The 15876-nt window shown below is 49.0% G+C and carries 16 protein-coding genes; 4 read left to right on the forward strand and 12 right to left on the reverse strand.

Features of this window, described 5'->3' with window-relative positions:
* Positions 1 to 465 precede the first annotated feature (465 nt).
* A complete protein-coding gene (pheT, locus tag GGC63_RS04850; RefSeq protein ID WP_192701282.1) occupies positions 466 to 2913 on the reverse strand; it encodes a phenylalanine--tRNA ligase subunit beta in 2448 nt (815 codons plus the stop codon).
* Between the two features lie 22 nt (positions 2914 to 2935).
* The gene (gene pheS, locus GGC63_RS04855; protein WP_079914466.1) at positions 2936 to 3970 is read right to left on the reverse strand and encodes a phenylalanine--tRNA ligase subunit alpha; all 1035 of its coding nucleotides are present in this window, start codon (positions 3968 to 3970) and stop codon (positions 2936 to 2938) included.
* Between the two features lie 629 nt (positions 3971 to 4599).
* Here pheS and GGC63_RS04860 point away from each other — a divergent pair.
* Positions 4600 to 5298, forward strand: a complete 699-nt coding sequence (locus GGC63_RS04860; RefSeq protein WP_225947899.1) for a helix-turn-helix domain-containing protein — start codon at positions 4600 to 4602, stop codon at positions 5296 to 5298.
* A gap of 143 nt (positions 5299 to 5441) precedes the next feature.
* Here GGC63_RS04860 and GGC63_RS04865 read toward each other — a convergent pair whose 3' ends face one another.
* The 5 genes from GGC63_RS04865 to GGC63_RS04885 all read right to left on the reverse strand — a co-directional run bounded on the left by GGC63_RS04865 (position 5442) and on the right by GGC63_RS04885 (position 8393).
* Complete coding sequence (locus tag GGC63_RS04865) at positions 5442 to 5969, reverse strand: hypothetical protein (protein WP_192701283.1); 528 nt, start codon at positions 5967 to 5969, stop codon at positions 5442 to 5444.
* Positions 5970 to 6005: 36 nt separating this feature from the next.
* On the reverse strand, positions 6006 to 6461 hold the full coding sequence (gene lspA / locus GGC63_RS04870; protein WP_192701284.1) for a signal peptidase II: 456 nt from the start codon (positions 6459 to 6461) through the stop codon (positions 6006 to 6008).
* Between the two features lie 32 nt (positions 6462 to 6493).
* The gene (locus GGC63_RS04875) at positions 6494 to 6694 is read right to left on the reverse strand and encodes a hypothetical protein (RefSeq protein ID WP_192701285.1); all 201 of its coding nucleotides are present in this window, start codon (positions 6692 to 6694) and stop codon (positions 6494 to 6496) included.
* 638 nt (positions 6695 to 7332) lie between these two features.
* Positions 7333 to 7797: a hypothetical protein gene (locus GGC63_RS04880; protein ID WP_192701286.1), complete on the reverse strand. Its 465-nt coding sequence runs from the start codon at positions 7795 to 7797 to the stop codon at positions 7333 to 7335.
* Between the two features lie 89 nt (positions 7798 to 7886).
* Positions 7887 to 8393 (reverse strand): hypothetical protein, encoded by a 507-nt coding sequence (locus GGC63_RS04885; RefSeq protein WP_192701287.1) that lies wholly within the window; start codon positions 8391 to 8393, stop codon positions 7887 to 7889.
* 301 nt (positions 8394 to 8694) lie between these two features.
* Here GGC63_RS04885 and GGC63_RS04890 point away from each other — a divergent pair, with 301 nt between their 5' ends.
* From GGC63_RS04890 to GGC63_RS04900, 3 genes are all read left to right on the forward strand, one after another.
* On the forward strand, positions 8695 to 9309 hold the full coding sequence (locus GGC63_RS04890) for a VC0807 family protein (RefSeq protein WP_192701288.1): 615 nt from the start codon (positions 8695 to 8697) through the stop codon (positions 9307 to 9309).
* A 110-nt stretch (positions 9310 to 9419) separates the two neighbouring features.
* Complete coding sequence (locus GGC63_RS04895; protein ID WP_192701289.1) at positions 9420 to 10055, forward strand: TetR/AcrR family transcriptional regulator; 636 nt, start codon at positions 9420 to 9422, stop codon at positions 10053 to 10055.
* A 315-nt stretch (positions 10056 to 10370) separates the two neighbouring features.
* Positions 10371 to 11117, forward strand: a complete 747-nt coding sequence (locus tag GGC63_RS04900) for a sulfite exporter TauE/SafE family protein (protein ID WP_192701290.1) — start codon at positions 10371 to 10373, stop codon at positions 11115 to 11117.
* A 113-nt stretch (positions 11118 to 11230) separates the two neighbouring features.
* On the opposite strand, the gene GGC63_RS04905 is transcribed toward GGC63_RS04900, so the two are convergent.
* The 5 genes from GGC63_RS04905 to GGC63_RS35300 all read right to left on the reverse strand — a co-directional run bounded on the left by GGC63_RS04905 (position 11231) and on the right by GGC63_RS35300 (position 15854).
* Positions 11231 to 13333 (reverse strand): TerD family protein, encoded by a 2103-nt coding sequence (locus tag GGC63_RS04905; RefSeq protein WP_192701291.1) that lies wholly within the window; start codon positions 13331 to 13333, stop codon positions 11231 to 11233.
* Positions 13334 to 13767: 434 nt separating this feature from the next.
* Positions 13768 to 14208, reverse strand: coding sequence for an AAA family ATPase (locus GGC63_RS04910; RefSeq protein WP_192701292.1), 441 nt, complete (start codon positions 14206 to 14208; stop codon positions 13768 to 13770).
* Between the two features lie 2 nt (positions 14209 to 14210).
* The gene (locus GGC63_RS04915; RefSeq protein WP_192701293.1) at positions 14211 to 14948 is read right to left on the reverse strand and encodes a tRNA(His) guanylyltransferase Thg1 family protein; all 738 of its coding nucleotides are present in this window, start codon (positions 14946 to 14948) and stop codon (positions 14211 to 14213) included.
* A 187-nt stretch (positions 14949 to 15135) separates the two neighbouring features.
* Positions 15136 to 15300 (reverse strand): hypothetical protein, encoded by a 165-nt coding sequence (locus tag GGC63_RS04920; RefSeq protein ID WP_192701294.1) that lies wholly within the window; start codon positions 15298 to 15300, stop codon positions 15136 to 15138.
* 101 nt (positions 15301 to 15401) lie between these two features.
* Complete coding sequence (locus tag GGC63_RS35300) at positions 15402 to 15854, reverse strand: stalk domain-containing protein (protein WP_412973850.1); 453 nt, start codon at positions 15852 to 15854, stop codon at positions 15402 to 15404.
* Between the last annotated feature and the right edge of the window lie 22 nt (positions 15855 to 15876).

A 15876-nucleotide genomic window follows, 5' to 3' on the forward strand; every position in this document is an offset into this window, starting at 1 on the left:
TGCAAAGTGAGGAGAGTCTATTGAAACACCTATAGAGCTTGAACTATTGCCAATATACGAAGGTGGGATATCCCTATACAGCCAATGTTGAAATCCGCAAAATAACCCCACAAAGTGGGGCCAGATTGTCGAGAAACCTATAAGGCTTGAACTATTGCTAATATACTACGGTGGGGTATGCCCCTCCAGCCGCTGTTGAAACCCGTGAAAGGGATCAGATTTAGTGGTATTTTCACGGGTTTCAAAGGCGGACGTAAACTCTTCCGAGGAATACCCCACCTCCATATTTAGCAAAGTTCTCGCAAAACTAGGTTTCTCGACAGACTCGGGCCTTGGCTTCCAAGCTGATTCAGGTACTTTGCGGGGTGCCCTGAATTTTATAAGGTGCATAGAAAAAAGGCTCCTCGTATCTCGCGATACGGGAACCTTTTGCATCAAAAGCTTGCTTCTTTATGATACTGCCGATTACTTTCGCAGCTCGGCTTCAAACGTTTGTTCCAATGCTTCCACGACTTTTGCGTGAAGCTCGCTGACTTCCTCATCGGTCAGGGTACGTTCAGGAGTCCGGTACACGAGAGCAAGCGCCACGCTCTTCTTGTCGGCGCCCAAACGCTCGCCTGTATAAATATCGAATACTTGAATCGACTCCAGCAGACTGCCGGCGACTTCACGAACTTTGGCCATCAGGTCGCCAACCTGCACGTCTCTGTATACAACAACGGCAATGTCGCGTCCGATGGACGGATAACGAGGCAGCAGCTTGTGCGTGATGCGGCCGCTTGCCTGCTCGGCCAACGCGGAGAATTCAACCTCCAGCACGTAAGTGTCCGCCAAATCCTTCTTCTGCTGCAACGAAGGATGGAGCTGCCCGATCGTCCCGATCACTTGCTCTCCTTCCGCTGTTTGCAGCGTAATATGCGCCGTACGGCCCGGATGGAAGCCTTCAGGCTGAGCCGCTTTATAGCCGATACCTTGCAGGCCCAGGTAGCTTACAACACTTTCAAATACGCCCTTCAGATCGTAGAAATCGACATCGCCTGCCTTGCCCGTCCAGTGCGTTTCATGACGTTTGCCTGTAATAAGCGCAGCCAGCATCAGACGCTCCTCCGGAAGCTTCGTCAAGGACTCTTCATCTGTAATGAACGCCTTGCCGATTTCGAACACCTGCACATCGTCCGTGTTGCGGTTCCGGTTGTATGCCGCCACATCCAGCAGATGAGGAATCAAGCTAGTACGCAGCGTGCTGCGCTCTTCACTCATTGGCATAGACAAGGTAATCGGCTTCGCCTTAGGGTAGGCACCCGGGAATTCGGCAATTTGGTCCGGATGCGTGAAGGAATACGTAATCGCTTCATGCAAGCCGCTTCCTGTCAGCACGTTCCGTACCAAACGGCGTACCGCCTGCTCCTTCGTCAAGGCTCCCGGAGTCGTAACACCGCTCATCAATGTCGTTGGAATGTTATCGTAGCCATACAGACGAGCCACTTCTTCAATCAAATCGACAGCGCGCGTAATGTCGCCGCGACGGCTAGGCACATGAACCGTGAAGGCTTCGCCTTGTGCTTCAACCGCAAAATGCAGTCTTTCAAAAATGGCGCCGACTTGCTCCGCCGTGAGCTCCGTACCCAAATATTGATTGATTCTGCTTACGCTGAGCTCGATTTGGACCGCTTTGTTTTCCTTGGTCACCGCTTCCACGATACCCGCTGCTACCGCCCCCCCGGCGTACTCAGCCATAAGGGAAGCCGCACGGTTGAGCGCAGGAATGACCGCCTCCGGATTCACTTCTTTTTCGAAACGAAGCGAAGCTTCGGAACGTAAGCCGAGCTGGCGGGATGTCTTGCGCACCGTTCCGCCGTCGAACTTCGCCGATTCCAGCAAAATGCGCACAGTTCCGTCGGTTACCTCGGAATTTTCTCCGCCCATAACTCCGGCAAGCGCGACAGGCTTCGTTCCGTCTGTAATCAGCAGCATGTGCGGCTCTAGCTCCCGCTCCACTCCGTCCAGAGTGACGATCTTCTCTCCCGGCTTCGCCATGCGGACATCGATATGTCCGTTCGCCAATTTATCCGCATCAAACGCATGCAGCGGTTGACCGTACTCCAGCATCACATAGTTCGTGATGTCCACAATATTGTTGATGGGACGAACTCCCGCCGCCATCAGACGATTTTGCATCCATAACGGCGAAGGGCCGATCTTAACATTTTCGATATAGCGCGCAGCATAGTGCGAGCATTGCTCTTTTGCCGTGATTTCAACGGAAATATGATTCGATGCTTGGCTCGCAGCACCATTCTTATTCAAGCCCTGCTCGGCATCCGGCAGTTGAACCGGACGTCCAAGAATCGCCGCGATCTCGTACGCTGCTCCCAGCATGCTCAGACAGTCGGAGCGGTTCGGCGTGAGGTCGAAATCAAGCACCTCATCATTAATCGCCAGTACGTCCAGAATGCTCTCCCCGATCGGAGTGTCTTCCGGCAGCACCAGAATTCCTTCCTGGATTTCTTTCGGCAGCAGCTTATCGTTCAGTCCAAGCTCCTTCGCCGAGCAGATCATGCCTTGGGATTCCACACCGCGCAGCTTCGCGCGTTTGATCACCAATCCGTCAGGCAGCTTTGCGCCGACAATGGCTACAGGAACCTTTTGGCCTGCGGCCACGTTCTTCGCTCCGCACACGATTTGCAAATCCTCGCCTTGCCCAACATCCACCGTACATACGCTCAATTTATCGGCATCCGGATGCTTTTCGCGCGCCTTGACAAAGCCGACGAATACTTTTTCTACCCCTTTGTTGCGCTTTTCTACAATATCGACCTCAATGCCGCTTCGCGTCAGCTTTTCGGCCAGCTCGTCGGCTGTATAACCATTCACATCCACATACTGGGATAGCCATTGGTAAGATACTTTCATGTCCTCTTAACACTCCTCTCGATTACAAATGGGCGAACTGCTTCAAGAAACGCAGATCGTTCGTATAGAAATGACGGATGTCTTCAATGTCATATTTGAGCATCGCTACGCGTTCAACCCCTAGTCCGAAGGCGAAGCCGCTGTACTCCTCAGGATCGTAGCCGCCCTTTTCCAGCACGTTCGGATGCACCATGCCTGCGCCGAGAATTTCGAGCCAGCCCGTTTGCTTGCATACGCGGCAGCCGCTTCCCCCACACATAGCGCAGGTCACGTCAACCTCAACGCTTGGCTCCGTGAACGGGAAGAAGCTCGGACGCAGACGAATTTGCGTATTTTGCCCGAACAGCTCGCGCACGAACTGAAGCAGAGTGCCCTTCAAATCGCTCATGCGAATGTTGCGGTCAATTACGAGACCCTCGATTTGCGTGAACATATGGGAATGAGTCGCATCGTCATCATCACGGCGGTATACTTTACCCGGGCAAATGATTTTGACCGGCACTTCGCCTTTCATTTTCTCCATAGTACGAACCTGTACCGGGGAGGTTTGCGTGCGCATCAAAATTTCTTCAGTAATATAGAAGGAGTCCTGCATATCGCGGGCCGGGTGATTTTTAGGCAGATTCAACGCTTCGAAGTTGTAATAGTCCTGCTCGACCTCCGGACCTTCAGCTACCGTATAGCCCATCCCGATGAAAATGTCCTCGATCTGCTGAATGACTTTGCTGATCGGATGCGTCGCTCCTACAGGCGAAGGTCTACCCGGTAGCGTCACGTCGATCGTCTCGGCGCGCAGACGCGCTTCCGTCTCAGCCTTCTGGTACTCCTCCTGTTTGCTCTCGATGACGGCTTCGATGGCACCGCGAACCTCATTGGCGACCTGCCCGATCACCGGACGCTCCTCAGCGCTCAAAGCGCCCATACCGCGCAAAATTTCGGTCAAAGGACCTTTTTTGCCCAAATATTTGATTTTCATTTCAGCAAGCTGCTGTTGGTTCGTCACCTGAGCCAGCTCCTGCAGCGCTTCGACTTTTAGTGCTTCCAAACGCTCTTTCATGTGTTCATCCTCCTTTTAGTTTTTTGCTTCAAAGCCTTCCAGGACCGCCGTATTTAGGCGCTGCCTCATAACCCCCGGTTAGCCGCTAACCTTTGTTAACCATCCTGCTCCAGGCAACAAAAAAAGGCTCATTCATCCCGGTAAAGGGACGAATAAGCCGTGGTACCACCCTTGTTAGAAGGCTCCAGATCCATACCCGACTGGCGCTTCAGCGCCAAAATAAGGATAAGGATTCCTTCTCACTCATTGAAAGTAACGGTTCCGAACGTTCATGTTCTTGGCCGGATCCCTCCTACTTGCCCCAGCGGCAGCTGCGGTTTCAAAGGACTGCTCGGGAGGGAACTTCGGCAGCCTGTTTCTGTAGAACCGCTCTCAATCTCCGGCGGCTCCTCCCTGTAAAGAGGCACTGCTTACTTTTCTCCGTCAACGCATTTTTGGATATGAAACTTGAGCTTATTATATGAAAATTGCATCTTCATTGCAAGTACCGGTCCAGATTTGCAAGCCCATCTTTCACTATATCCACTTGTTTTATGTGAGCAGCTTGTCGAAATTTGATGACTTTTCACACTACTTCTTGCATAATGGTACTTATAATAACCATGAAGTTAAGGTCAGGAGGTTAGCGCTTGGCTATCTTATCTAACTTTGGACAAAGGGTGCGGGAGCTTAGGTTAAAAGCAGGGATGTCGCAGGAGGCGCTTGCGGTGCGCTGCGGAATGGACCGTTCTTATATTGGCGGCGTCGAGCGGGGCGAGCGGAACATTTCGCTGGAAAACATATCGATCATAACAAATGCTCTGGATGTCGATATGAGCTATTTTTTTGATAATGAGCGCTTCTCCATGCACTCCGCTTATGTAAAGAGCGAATATGAACGCGCCTTAAGCGAACGGTTTGTTTACCACATTGACTTTGACGAACAGGTCATCTCCTGGCAGGTCAAGGGAGTTCTCAGCGCAGACGATGTCGGTAAGCTTTCCTTCGATCTGAAGATCGCCTGCACTTACTTGACCAAAGGCCATATACGGCTGCTGATCGATAACAGGGGGATGGTAGCGAACGGACATCCGTTTGTTTTTTCGCCGGATACGAATGAAAGGATCGAGGAGCTTCAGAAGTGGATGTTTCCTCACTGTCAGAAGGTCGCGGTGCTGTGCAATTCCAAGCTGATGAAGAATCAAATGGATCGTCTGGGCAGCCGGACCGGGATGAAGCAAATTTCCCGGCATTTCTATAAGGACGGGAACGAGGACGTCGTTGCCCAAGCCTATGCTTTTCTCGGCATCACTCATAATCCGTTGGTTACACCGGAACCGATCGGCTGACCGGCTTTGGACACGTGGGCCCACGAGGATAGCTTACCGTCTGCCCCTTTTCAGTCGAAAACCCGGGGCGGATAAGCCTCGGGTCTTGTTTTCGTGTGCAGGATGCGTCCGTTCGCCGTAGTTAATGGCAGCCCAAGCGATTCTCATTGCTGCTTGGCATACTTATGCATGTTCGTAATGTATTCCTCAACCAGCCGCTGAATGGAGGCAAGCTTCTCCTCCGGATGGCCATAGCTCTCCAAAGCCTGTGTCATGGCCTGAATATATTTGTCGCCCAGCTTTTTGAGGGCTTCGCTGGAGCTGCAGTATTCTTTCAAGTAAGCCGGGATAAAGTAGCATTCCAGCGAGTCCATAGAGAAGGTGTAATCGGCGTCGCCCGCTTCTCCCGCCTCATCCTTGCTTTGCTTCATCTTGTCGTACAATCCTGTCGTCGTTATCAATCCCAGCCGGTAAGTTCTTCTAATAAATTCATACTGCTCCTGCCCGATAAGCCCCTGCTCGTGCTGTCTCTTACTTCTCTCATCCAGGTAATACAGGATGCCTCCCCATTCCGAGGTGAATTTCAGCCAAAATTCTATATCGTTATGATCGATAATGATGCTGACAACCTCATCAAATACGATATCCGGATTTTCGGAAAGCATTGCCTGCACTTGCATGTTGGAATCCATTTCTTTCTCTCCTATCTGAACGATTGGTTTAACTTTTTATGAGACGGGTTTTCTTAAAATGATGGACACGGCTGCGGTTATTAACAAAAGAACGACCCCAATATTAATGGCCACATCCGCCAAATTAAGAATGCCATGGCCTGAGGTAAACTCCAGAAAATCCGTAACTTTACCGAATAATATACGGTCAATCGCATTGCCGGCTGCACCGCCGACCAGAAACCCCATGCTTATGTCCATCGGCTTCCCCTTGATCTCGCCTTTCTGCCGGTAATACAGCACTCCTGCAATAAAGATAACCGCGAATACGGCAAAGAGCCTTCCATATCCTTGAAACAAGCTGTGAGCCATCCCGCTGTTCTCGTAGTGGGTCAAGTTGAGAAAGGATTCCCACAGCGTAACCGTGGACCCGACCTCTATGGAGCCCCGTACCGCTATTTTGGCCAGCTGATCCACTGCAATAACCATAATGGCTATACAATAAAATAGCATGAGACAATTTCACTTCTTTCTTTGAGCAGTCCTTAAGGCTCGAGAGTCCGCGGTACTGCATTGCGCAGAGCGGCCGCCAGCTTCTCCAGCTCCTCAATTCCAGTCTCATCAGTGTACTGCTTTCCGTTCATTTCATGAACCTGAATGTGATGTTCGTGTAAATGCTCCAACGCCTGATCCAGCCGCAAACCGAGTATACCGCAAGCGGAGTCGATTTCAAATTTATTTTTCATTCTCGTTCCTTTCTCCTCGAATCTACCAATTCCATTTTTTTGTAAAACTTGAACTTTCCTTCATAATCATGTACCTTAGACAAGTGCCTATTATTGCACAGCTTATTTTAATAGATTCGAATTGGAGTTGAACCATCATTTTTACCAAAGTATTGAAAAGCGTATTTCTTGTAGCCTTTAGTGTTCTCATCAGTTATTTCTTTGTTGGCGGAGCCGTAATGGGGATCATCAGCCGCATCGGAAGCTTATTCCGTACGACATGATTCCATCCTCCGACGAACTATTTGGAGTCTAGTTGATAGACTTTCCACTGGCATTAGGTGACCTCCTGCTGCGTTGTCCAATCCTTCCTTACTCTCTATTTTCTCCAAATTTAGCAAGCATTCTGCATGACGCTATATTCCTTTTCTTATATCCTTGTTCTCTTCTTATTTTCTTCTGGTTATTAGGAGGCACCTCCCCCTGCGGTAAAACCGCCTTTCGGCGGCAAGCAGCCGGGACTTTTATCGGGAGTCCGCATGGAACACGGATGCGTGTGAAAGGTGGTCTTGCTCCCTAATTCCGGCGATTTTAAACCAAATAACCCTCGGGCTCGCAGTCCAGCGGGTTACAGGTCTCCATCCCTTCCATTGACGCTATTATTTCAAAATAATAACGAAATATCCGTACAGGATCTCCAGCTCTTGCAACGAAACCTGAAGCTCATCGGCCTGCTGCTGGAACGAACAATCCGGTTTATCCACCAACAGCCGTAGCAGCGATTGCGCCAGCCCGATGGGGGACTGCTCCAGATCCGGCTGCAGCACTTTGAACTCATTCAGCGACCGGTTGCTTTGGATAATGCCAAAATCCGAGAGCTTCTTTAAAGTGCTGGTAATGTCCTGCGTAGTCGTATCCATAAAATTGCTTAATACTTTGACAGATAAGCTGCATTTGCCTTCGTTATTCGCCGTGGACTGCAATAAGTCAGTCAGCTTCTTGTAGGATTCGATTCGAAGCAATGCCCGGTCAATGACGCGGGACGAGAAAACCGATTGCATGGGATCACCGTATTTCATAAAGGATTCGATGTGAAGATACGTTTGGTAAAAAGATAACGCCATGATGCTGCATTTCCGCGATAAAATCTTACCATATGTCGGCGCAAACTGCTATAGAAGCCGATCCGATGCTTCATCTGCCGGGTTGTGCATTACTCATACAATCGCCCCAGCTCCAAAAATACTCCCAAGGTGAACCAATCGCAATGGGGATCGTCGCCCAGGCGGTCTTCCAGTCCGGATGCCGCACACTCCAGATACGAATGAACGTCAAAATTGTACCAGGTGTGGTTCGTCCTTGAAGTGGTCCCTAAAAATCGGTACCGGTTCTCCTCTTCCTGCCGCTCCATCTCCCTCAAATCAAAAATATGAAATTGCAAAACCTCTCTTGTATAAGTAAAACCGTCAATGGCTGTTTCCAAAACGGGAGGTCTGCTGCATTGGTTCCACTCTTCCATGTATTGTATCGGCGCTGTATCGAAGCTTTGTTCCAGCAGCTTACCTACCAAAGAGTAGGTCATGACTTCATTTTTATAAGACAAGACATTAACATAAAGCGACCTAAGATAAGATTCCAGCGAAGCATCCGAGCGGCTTCCTCTTTCCTGCAGCATACGGTCAACATGGGCCGACAGATCTATAGGGGTTTGAATGTTCAATCGGTTCTCTTCCCTTTCAGTATGGATCTATATATCATTTGATGCGGATGAATCGATTCCCTTCTTTCTATCTGTTTATCCTACTATGGTTCCCGTCCACTGGACACATACCCGTTTCTCATCTCATACAAAAAAAGTTGCACTGCCCCTTTACATACCTACCGAAGGTATGTATACTCATACTTATAAGATACCTACCGAAGGTCGGTCGATTGAAATGAAACAGCTGCTGACAACAAAGCATTGTGAATCATCGATCGTGAACATTTATTAATCGGTCCCAAAGAAAGGATGAATGAACATGAATAAAACCCGCAATGAAATCATTATTACAATCATCCTGAATATCGTACTGCCTTATGCGATTTATCAGCTGCTGGTTCCCCATACGAGCAGCCTGACGGCGCTGTCCGCCGCGGCTTTCGTTCCGCTGTGCGACTCGCTGTACAGCCTGATCAAGCACCGCAAGGCGGATATGTTTTCCGGCTTCATCTTTCTTGGCCTGATTCTCGGCATCATCGCAGTTCTTATGGGCGGCGACGAACGGTTTATTCTGCTGAGGGAGTCTTATGTAACCGGGATCATGGGCCTGCTCTTTCTGGTATCGCTTCTATTGGCCCGGCCGCTCATTTATCATTTCGCCGAGCGGTTCACAGGACATGATCCCCAAATGAACGACAAATGGGAGCGGCTTCCGAACTATCGTCGCACGTTCCGCCTGCTTACGGCAGTTTGGGGCATCAGCCTGCTGCTGGAGGCATGCGTCAAGGTTGTACTCGTGTATGCGTTGCCGATTTCTACGTTTCTTGCCGTATCGCCGATCGCCACTTACGGGATTCTCGGACTGACGATCTGGTGGAATGTCGTGTATGTGAAGCGGATAAAAAGACGTGCAGCAGCCAATCCCCAAACCTAGGCCATCAGGCGGTTCATTTGTAGAGGGATCGAAGGTACAGGTATAATGAACCGAAGCAGGGTTGTCCAGAGTACAGTAAGAAACTAAAGAACGGTTGGAGGTAGAAAACCATGCAGGATAAATCGATGAACGCCAGCCTTAGAAAGCTGCTGGATATTGCCGAGGAAATGATCTTGGAAAAGGGCTGCCGGGCGACGACACTTCAAGAGATCGCCGATCGCGGCGGCTTGACCAAGGGGGCCATCTATCATTATGTCAAAAGCAAAGACGAATTGTTCGGCTTGATTCTCGAGGCGGGGATCGAGACAACGAATCAACGCTTTTACGAATCTGTCTCCCGGGTGCCGGAAGAGGAGAAGGAGCTGGAAGCGCCGCTGGATACGTTGACCGGTCGGCTTGGCAACTTGAATCGTGCAGATAATGCCGCTAATTTGATCTTTATCTATTTGCTCAGCCAAAAGGATAAACCCGCCGTGGCAAGCATCTTGAGCCGTTATTACGAATCCGCAGTCCAAGCCTCCAAGAAATGGATCGAATTCGGACAGCAGCATGGGGTCATCCCTTCCCATATCGACGCGGAGAAAACAGCTCGAATGTTCGCGCTATTCAAAAACGGACTGCAGGTGCAGCACATCCTGTCGCCCGATCGAAGCGAAATCAGCGATAAGGATATATACGAATTCATGTTACACGCGCTAGGAGGCGGCAGGACTCAAGAATCCGGCAATCCTGCCGGCAGGAAGTAAACATACGTTATGACAAGTCCTCGTAAAAACGAGGGCTTTTTGGGCATGGTTCCCTCTGGAAACATCGATAGATTCTTATGCAAATCACGTCTCGAACCAACGTCGCCAGACGAACACATTCCGTTTTTGACAATTCAAATTATAAGATTGTAGTTCCCTATGTCAGATCATTTTTAGCATAGTATAAGTGTGATTAAACGCCTTAAAATTCGTGTTTTAACCCATATTTCTTTATGATATGATACCAGAAACGAAAGGAGGAAATGATTTGGAAATTCAAACAACAGCCAATTATCCCAACAGGAGAATAGGACTATGACGGCTTCGGTGCTGACGCTGGCAGTAGCGGCTGTTTTTATCGGAGCTTTGATGAGAGCGGTGTTCGGCTTTGGAGAAGCGATCGTGAGCATGCCTCTGCTTGCCCTGCTCCCGATTCCGCTGCAAACTTCCGTATCGCTCATCGGGCTAGCCGGGCTAACAGTCGCCCTATTCACAATATTCAGCGGTTGGCGGCATGTTGACCGCGCCGTGCTGATCCGGTTGGCGTTCACTGCCGTGATCGGAATCCCCGCAGGGCTGCTCCTGCTTCGAACGACTCCTTCAATTGTGATCACTTCCGGACTCGGGGTTTTCCTGATCGTCTATGGCGGGTACTGTCTGGCTAAAAAGAGCCTGTCCCGGGCCATGGAGCGTCCACTGCTGAATGAGCGCGGCTGGGTACTGCCGTTCGGCTTTGCCTCGGGCGTGCTTGGCAGCGCCTACAATTTCAATGGCGTGCCCGTCGTTGTCTTCGGCACGCTTCGCCGCTGGAGCCCGGACCGTTTCCGGGGCACCCTGCAGGCGCATTTTCTTATTTCGGGCGTTCTTGTGGTGGCGGGCCATGCGCTCGGCGGATTATGGACAACGGATGCGCTGGAGTTGTATGCCTGCTCTTTGCCTGCGATTCTCGGAGCAACCGCGCTCGGTCTCTATCTGAACAAACGGATTCCCGCAGCCAAATTCGAAAGCAGCTTGTTTATGCTCATCATGGTACTGGGAATTTTGCTGCTGTTTCCACGGTGAGGCACAGCGGAAACTAAAAACCAGCTAATGTTTATCAAGCATTAGCTGGTTTTTTTCAAAGCATCATTGGCTAAGGGGCAACCGTTCTCTTTTTATACACCCCATCTTTTCTTCTAAACAATAAACTCCCCGATGATCTTGCTTGTATCAAAAGGCGTAATTCCCCGATCCACGGAAAATATCGTATCCGCCGCATCCGCATCGCGGACCAGCTGGCCTCTCGCCTCGGCGTGCAGCAGGAAAAGATCGTACAGAGTCGGCTTCTTTAGAGAAGTCATCGCTCGCCCCATCAGAACCATCCCGCGTTGATTGCCTTCAACATTGTTATGGTAGTTAGGATGTCTGGTAAGAGCCAAGTCCGTCCAAATGACCTTTCGCTCGACCAAGTCCATAATGACAGGGATAGCAATTTGGGTATCCGCTGTAATATCGATTTTGTCCACCACGGCCGAAGGCTCGAAAACCCCGCCCTTACCCGGATTGGCTCGGATCATCCACCCGGCAAAGCATTCCGGCAGATCGCAATAAGGCTGCTCCGTGAAGGAATTCAGCGAGGCCACAATATACCGCCCCCCGTAGCTTACAATGGAAGGAATATGGAGATCGATGAACTCGCAAGCCCCGTTAGGCGCCGAGGTAATATCCCCGCTATGGGCAGCCTTGTACTTGTCAGAGCGAAGATTCGTGTAGGAGATGTGCTCTACGTACTGCCAATTCTCATCGTACATAACCGCCGACAAATCAATATCTACTCGTCCCGTAGGTCTCCCGTCGATAACGCCTTCCTTCCACCAAGTGAAAAAACGGATCGTATTCCCCTGCGGCATCTCCAGTTGGCTCCCCCTTACTATTGTTCGCAGAGACTTGCTGGCCGATCTCTGGGAGAAGGGAACCTTGTAGGACTGCAAGCGTTCATCCATGTAGATGCTGCCTAATGGCGGCAATGCTGCAAAGCGCCTGATCAATGTGCTCCGGCACAAATCCACGATGGCTTGACATACCTCGGGGGCCAGCTGGACAAGCCGATTTTGAATCGCAACCGCTTTAGCTACATTCCCCTTTGGAAAAAAGGTGCGAAGCCCCTGCAGATCATTTCTATGCTGAAAATGATTCTGTACTTGCAGCAGCACCGGAGTGGCTACCTGCTCAATCACTTCCCCGAACGCTTCAACAACAAGCAGAGCATCATCCGTTATGTCCGTTATTCTCAATACATGGTCCAGTTTTCGGGCAAACTCGCCGGGACGGGTTCTTAACAAATCGACCGCTGTCCACACATTGTTATAGAGAAGCGCCAGTTCAAGTCTTCCTCTAAAGGTCTCAAAAGGCTTGTTATTCCGAAGAATATCAAACGCCTCTTTACAATGAAAGAATTGGTTTTTGTACTCCGAAGGATGCAAAATCTCCCCCAAACGAATCCAGCGATGCTTGTATCTAAGCATATCTTCCGTTATAGGATGGCATTGCTCCAACAGCCCCAAAAGCAATCGTCTTTCGGACCGTTTGTACTTCCGGAATTTCGTAGGGTTGGCCAGGCTGATATCCCCGTCTGATAGTGCAGCCGCCAGCCGAAGGACGTCCGTTGCGGTTTTAATGTATCGGCCGACAAGCTTAACGCTTGCTCTGCCGTGTTTGATCAGCGCTCCGACTACCAATCCTACATTTTCTTTCAGAGGGATTTCCAATGGCAGAATGGTTTCCAAATCCTCATAATGCGCAATGGCCCAATCGATATCTTCCTTGTCCGATGCCGAGATGGATACCTTCGCTTGAAGGAGCTGCCGAATCATTTGATCGAATTCCGCTTCGCTCCCCAGATCGATGACCTTCAAGTCCACTTGCTCCAGCATAGGAAACCGGTCGTTAGCTTTATATTGCGGCAATTCAAGCGTGATGTAATGAAGGATGGCGTTGATATAAAGCTCTGCTTCACTTGCCAGCATGACTTGTTGAGGAAAGTTGGGGTACATCGGCTTGTAATTCACATGAGCACCGACGAGGGTTTTCAAATCAGCAACCAACTGATCGTACAGTTGCGTGAACGCTTCGACGGATAACGTCCGGACTGTATCCATGAGCCGCTTTGAGAAGGTAAATCCAAGGTACTCGATATTTTTCATGGCCGTGGCCAAATATCTCTCGGGAAGCGGACTGGAGCCCGAACCCGGTTCTATAATCAGCTTGTTTTCTCTACGCAGATAAATCACATTTTTCATATAAAGACTCCAGGAAATGAATATCCCTAATCGTGGAATAGTGAGAAGGAAGGAATATAATAGCCTGGATGCCTCCTTTCCGATTGTAAAATAAACCAGGAAATTCGCATCTCTATACTTTAACGGAGTTTTTTAGAAGGAAGAGATGCGATAGCCTGATCTGCCTTCAAGAAAGCTGCGCCCCTAGATCACCCAAGATAGTTGTAGAAGGAAGGAGCGCAATAGCCTGAAGGTACGTGAAAGTCCGTGTTCCCGGCCTTTCGTGTATTTATCTTCCCATATCCTTCCTCTTGCGAACAGGGTGAAAGTATTACGACATGATGAATAAGTTACTCAACAACCTGCCCCTACAAGCATTCCATTACGGAGAACCCCGAAATGTATAGACTCAAGTATCAAAAAAAAGCCGACTTGGCAAATACCAAATCAGCTTTCTATCCTTGAATCTCCTCAATAGTAAACTTGCCGTCCCCGCTCTTCACCCGATACAGCGCATCGAATCCTTCACTGTAATCCGGAGGCTGAAGCTTTTTCATCACACTTCGAATGCCGACCTCAGGAACTTTTTCTTTGCCCATACGGGTTTCATTGCGTACTAGCGATGCTTCGAAATCGGGCTCGAAGTAATACCCGGCTACCCGAAACTTGTATTGTTTGGCAAGCGCTATGTATTTGCTCCTGTCCTCTCTCGTTGGGTTCGTATTATCTACGACAAAAGGCTGCTTCGCTTGGAGGGACGCCGCTAGATAGATGTCTTCCCTATGCCTGGTGCGGAGCATGTCCAAATTCAACCGCATATGGGTATTGAAAAACCGCTCCTTAAAAAAAGTCGATTTGCCCGAAGCCTGAATCCCGATAAAAATGATGCATTCCACGATTATTCTTCCTTATCCAAGTATACGTATTGGTTAATGTAGTCCCTGTTTTGCGAGAAAACAGGAGTGTCGTGATCGACATCCCATTTGCTTCTTCGGGCTTCTCCTTTGAAATAAACCTGCTTGGTTATGCAAACGCCCCGCTTCTGCCAGACAGGAAGGTCGTTCCAGTTGATGCCTTTTTCCAGAAATAATTTATCCTGCAGCTGCTTTCCGTCCAGTCCCTGAAGCTCTTCATGTGCAAAGTGAGCTTGCGCGACCATAGAGATGCTGTTCTTCGTCGCATCCTGCTGCCGCCATAGAAAATAATTGGTCACCTCGTCGTGCGGCAATACCCACGCCCTGCTGTCAAATGTAGCTAATTCCTTATTGGGAGCATGCTTTCTGAAAACTTCGTTGAACTTGGCCGTAGCCAGCGATGCGGAAACGGATACCATCTTCTGAATGTTATTTTCAAACCATGATTGCGTGGTCAATTTATCGTAATTGGTGAGCAGAATCGAGATCTCGTCGCTTTGATGATACACCAGTTTGCAGCCCATAATGTTGCTTGCAAGATACTTACAGGTTTCCCATAAGGCGCCGGTTAGCTGCTCATCAAAAGGCTTCTTCATCCCCCTCGTAAACGTATGAAAGTGGCAGCCGTCAATTCTCAGGATCACAGGCATACGCTGCGGCAATGAATGACGGAAGGCATTCTCGTACCCTTTCATCCGATTTCCGAAATCGTCTTTACTCATGGTTACCCATCCTTTCTATTTTCAGACGAAAAACAATCTGTACCATTATTGTCCCAACTTGGGTTCAGGATATAGCTTCCTTATACCCATCATAAAATTTGTTATATCCCATCGCATACCCTTGAGGGATTCATAACTCCATCAGCTTCATAGACTTCATTCCTTAAATGATAAATTGATCCAGATTCTATTTCACGAATGCATCTGCAATAACCACTTTTTCTGTTGTGAACTGTTCCCTTTTGCTGTCCGCGCTTCCAAAGATGTGAATATCCAGATAATCGACATCTGCAATAGCTGCTATTTCGATTTGTTTTAATTTATCGGATTCACTTACTGTAAATTTCTTCAATTCCACCTTGTTTTTCTGGTCCGAAACAACAATGGTAGCTGGACTTCCTATAACGCCTACCCGGAACGAAAGCTTTTGATATTTTTCATGGAATCGAAAGTTTATTGTACTTGGTAGAATGTCAGCGAATAAAAGCCATCATTTATGGTTTCGCCATGAATAGAAAGAATATCCGCATCCCTGGAAGCAACAACGGAGGAACCACCACTTGCCCTTAAACCTTCTAGTTTCGTCCCCTTTCCTTCCTGTTCACCTAACATGATTGTACTTGTGGCTTCATCATAGTTTACTGCTATACCTAGTACCTGGCTTATTGAACGTACAGGTAAATAGGAATTCCCATTATAGACTATAGGACTCAACTTCGTCCCTTCGCTATCAGTGGGGACATACGAATTTCCGTTAAGCTTTATGTTGAGAGATAAGATTCTCCTATTATAAGTTAGATATTTCCGGACTTTGTTATATCCTACCTTATCCAACCGTATTTTGAATAGAATGATTTGGAAAACCTTGGACCATTTTTGTGAACAAATCGGGAGCAGTTCGGCCACCAATTCCGTTCATTCCTCAAAA

This window comes from Paenibacillus sp. OAS669, assembly GCF_014873645.1.
In the GTDB taxonomy this organism is placed as follows: Bacteria; Bacillota; Bacilli; order Paenibacillales; family NBRC-103111; genus Paenibacillus_S; species Paenibacillus_S vulneris.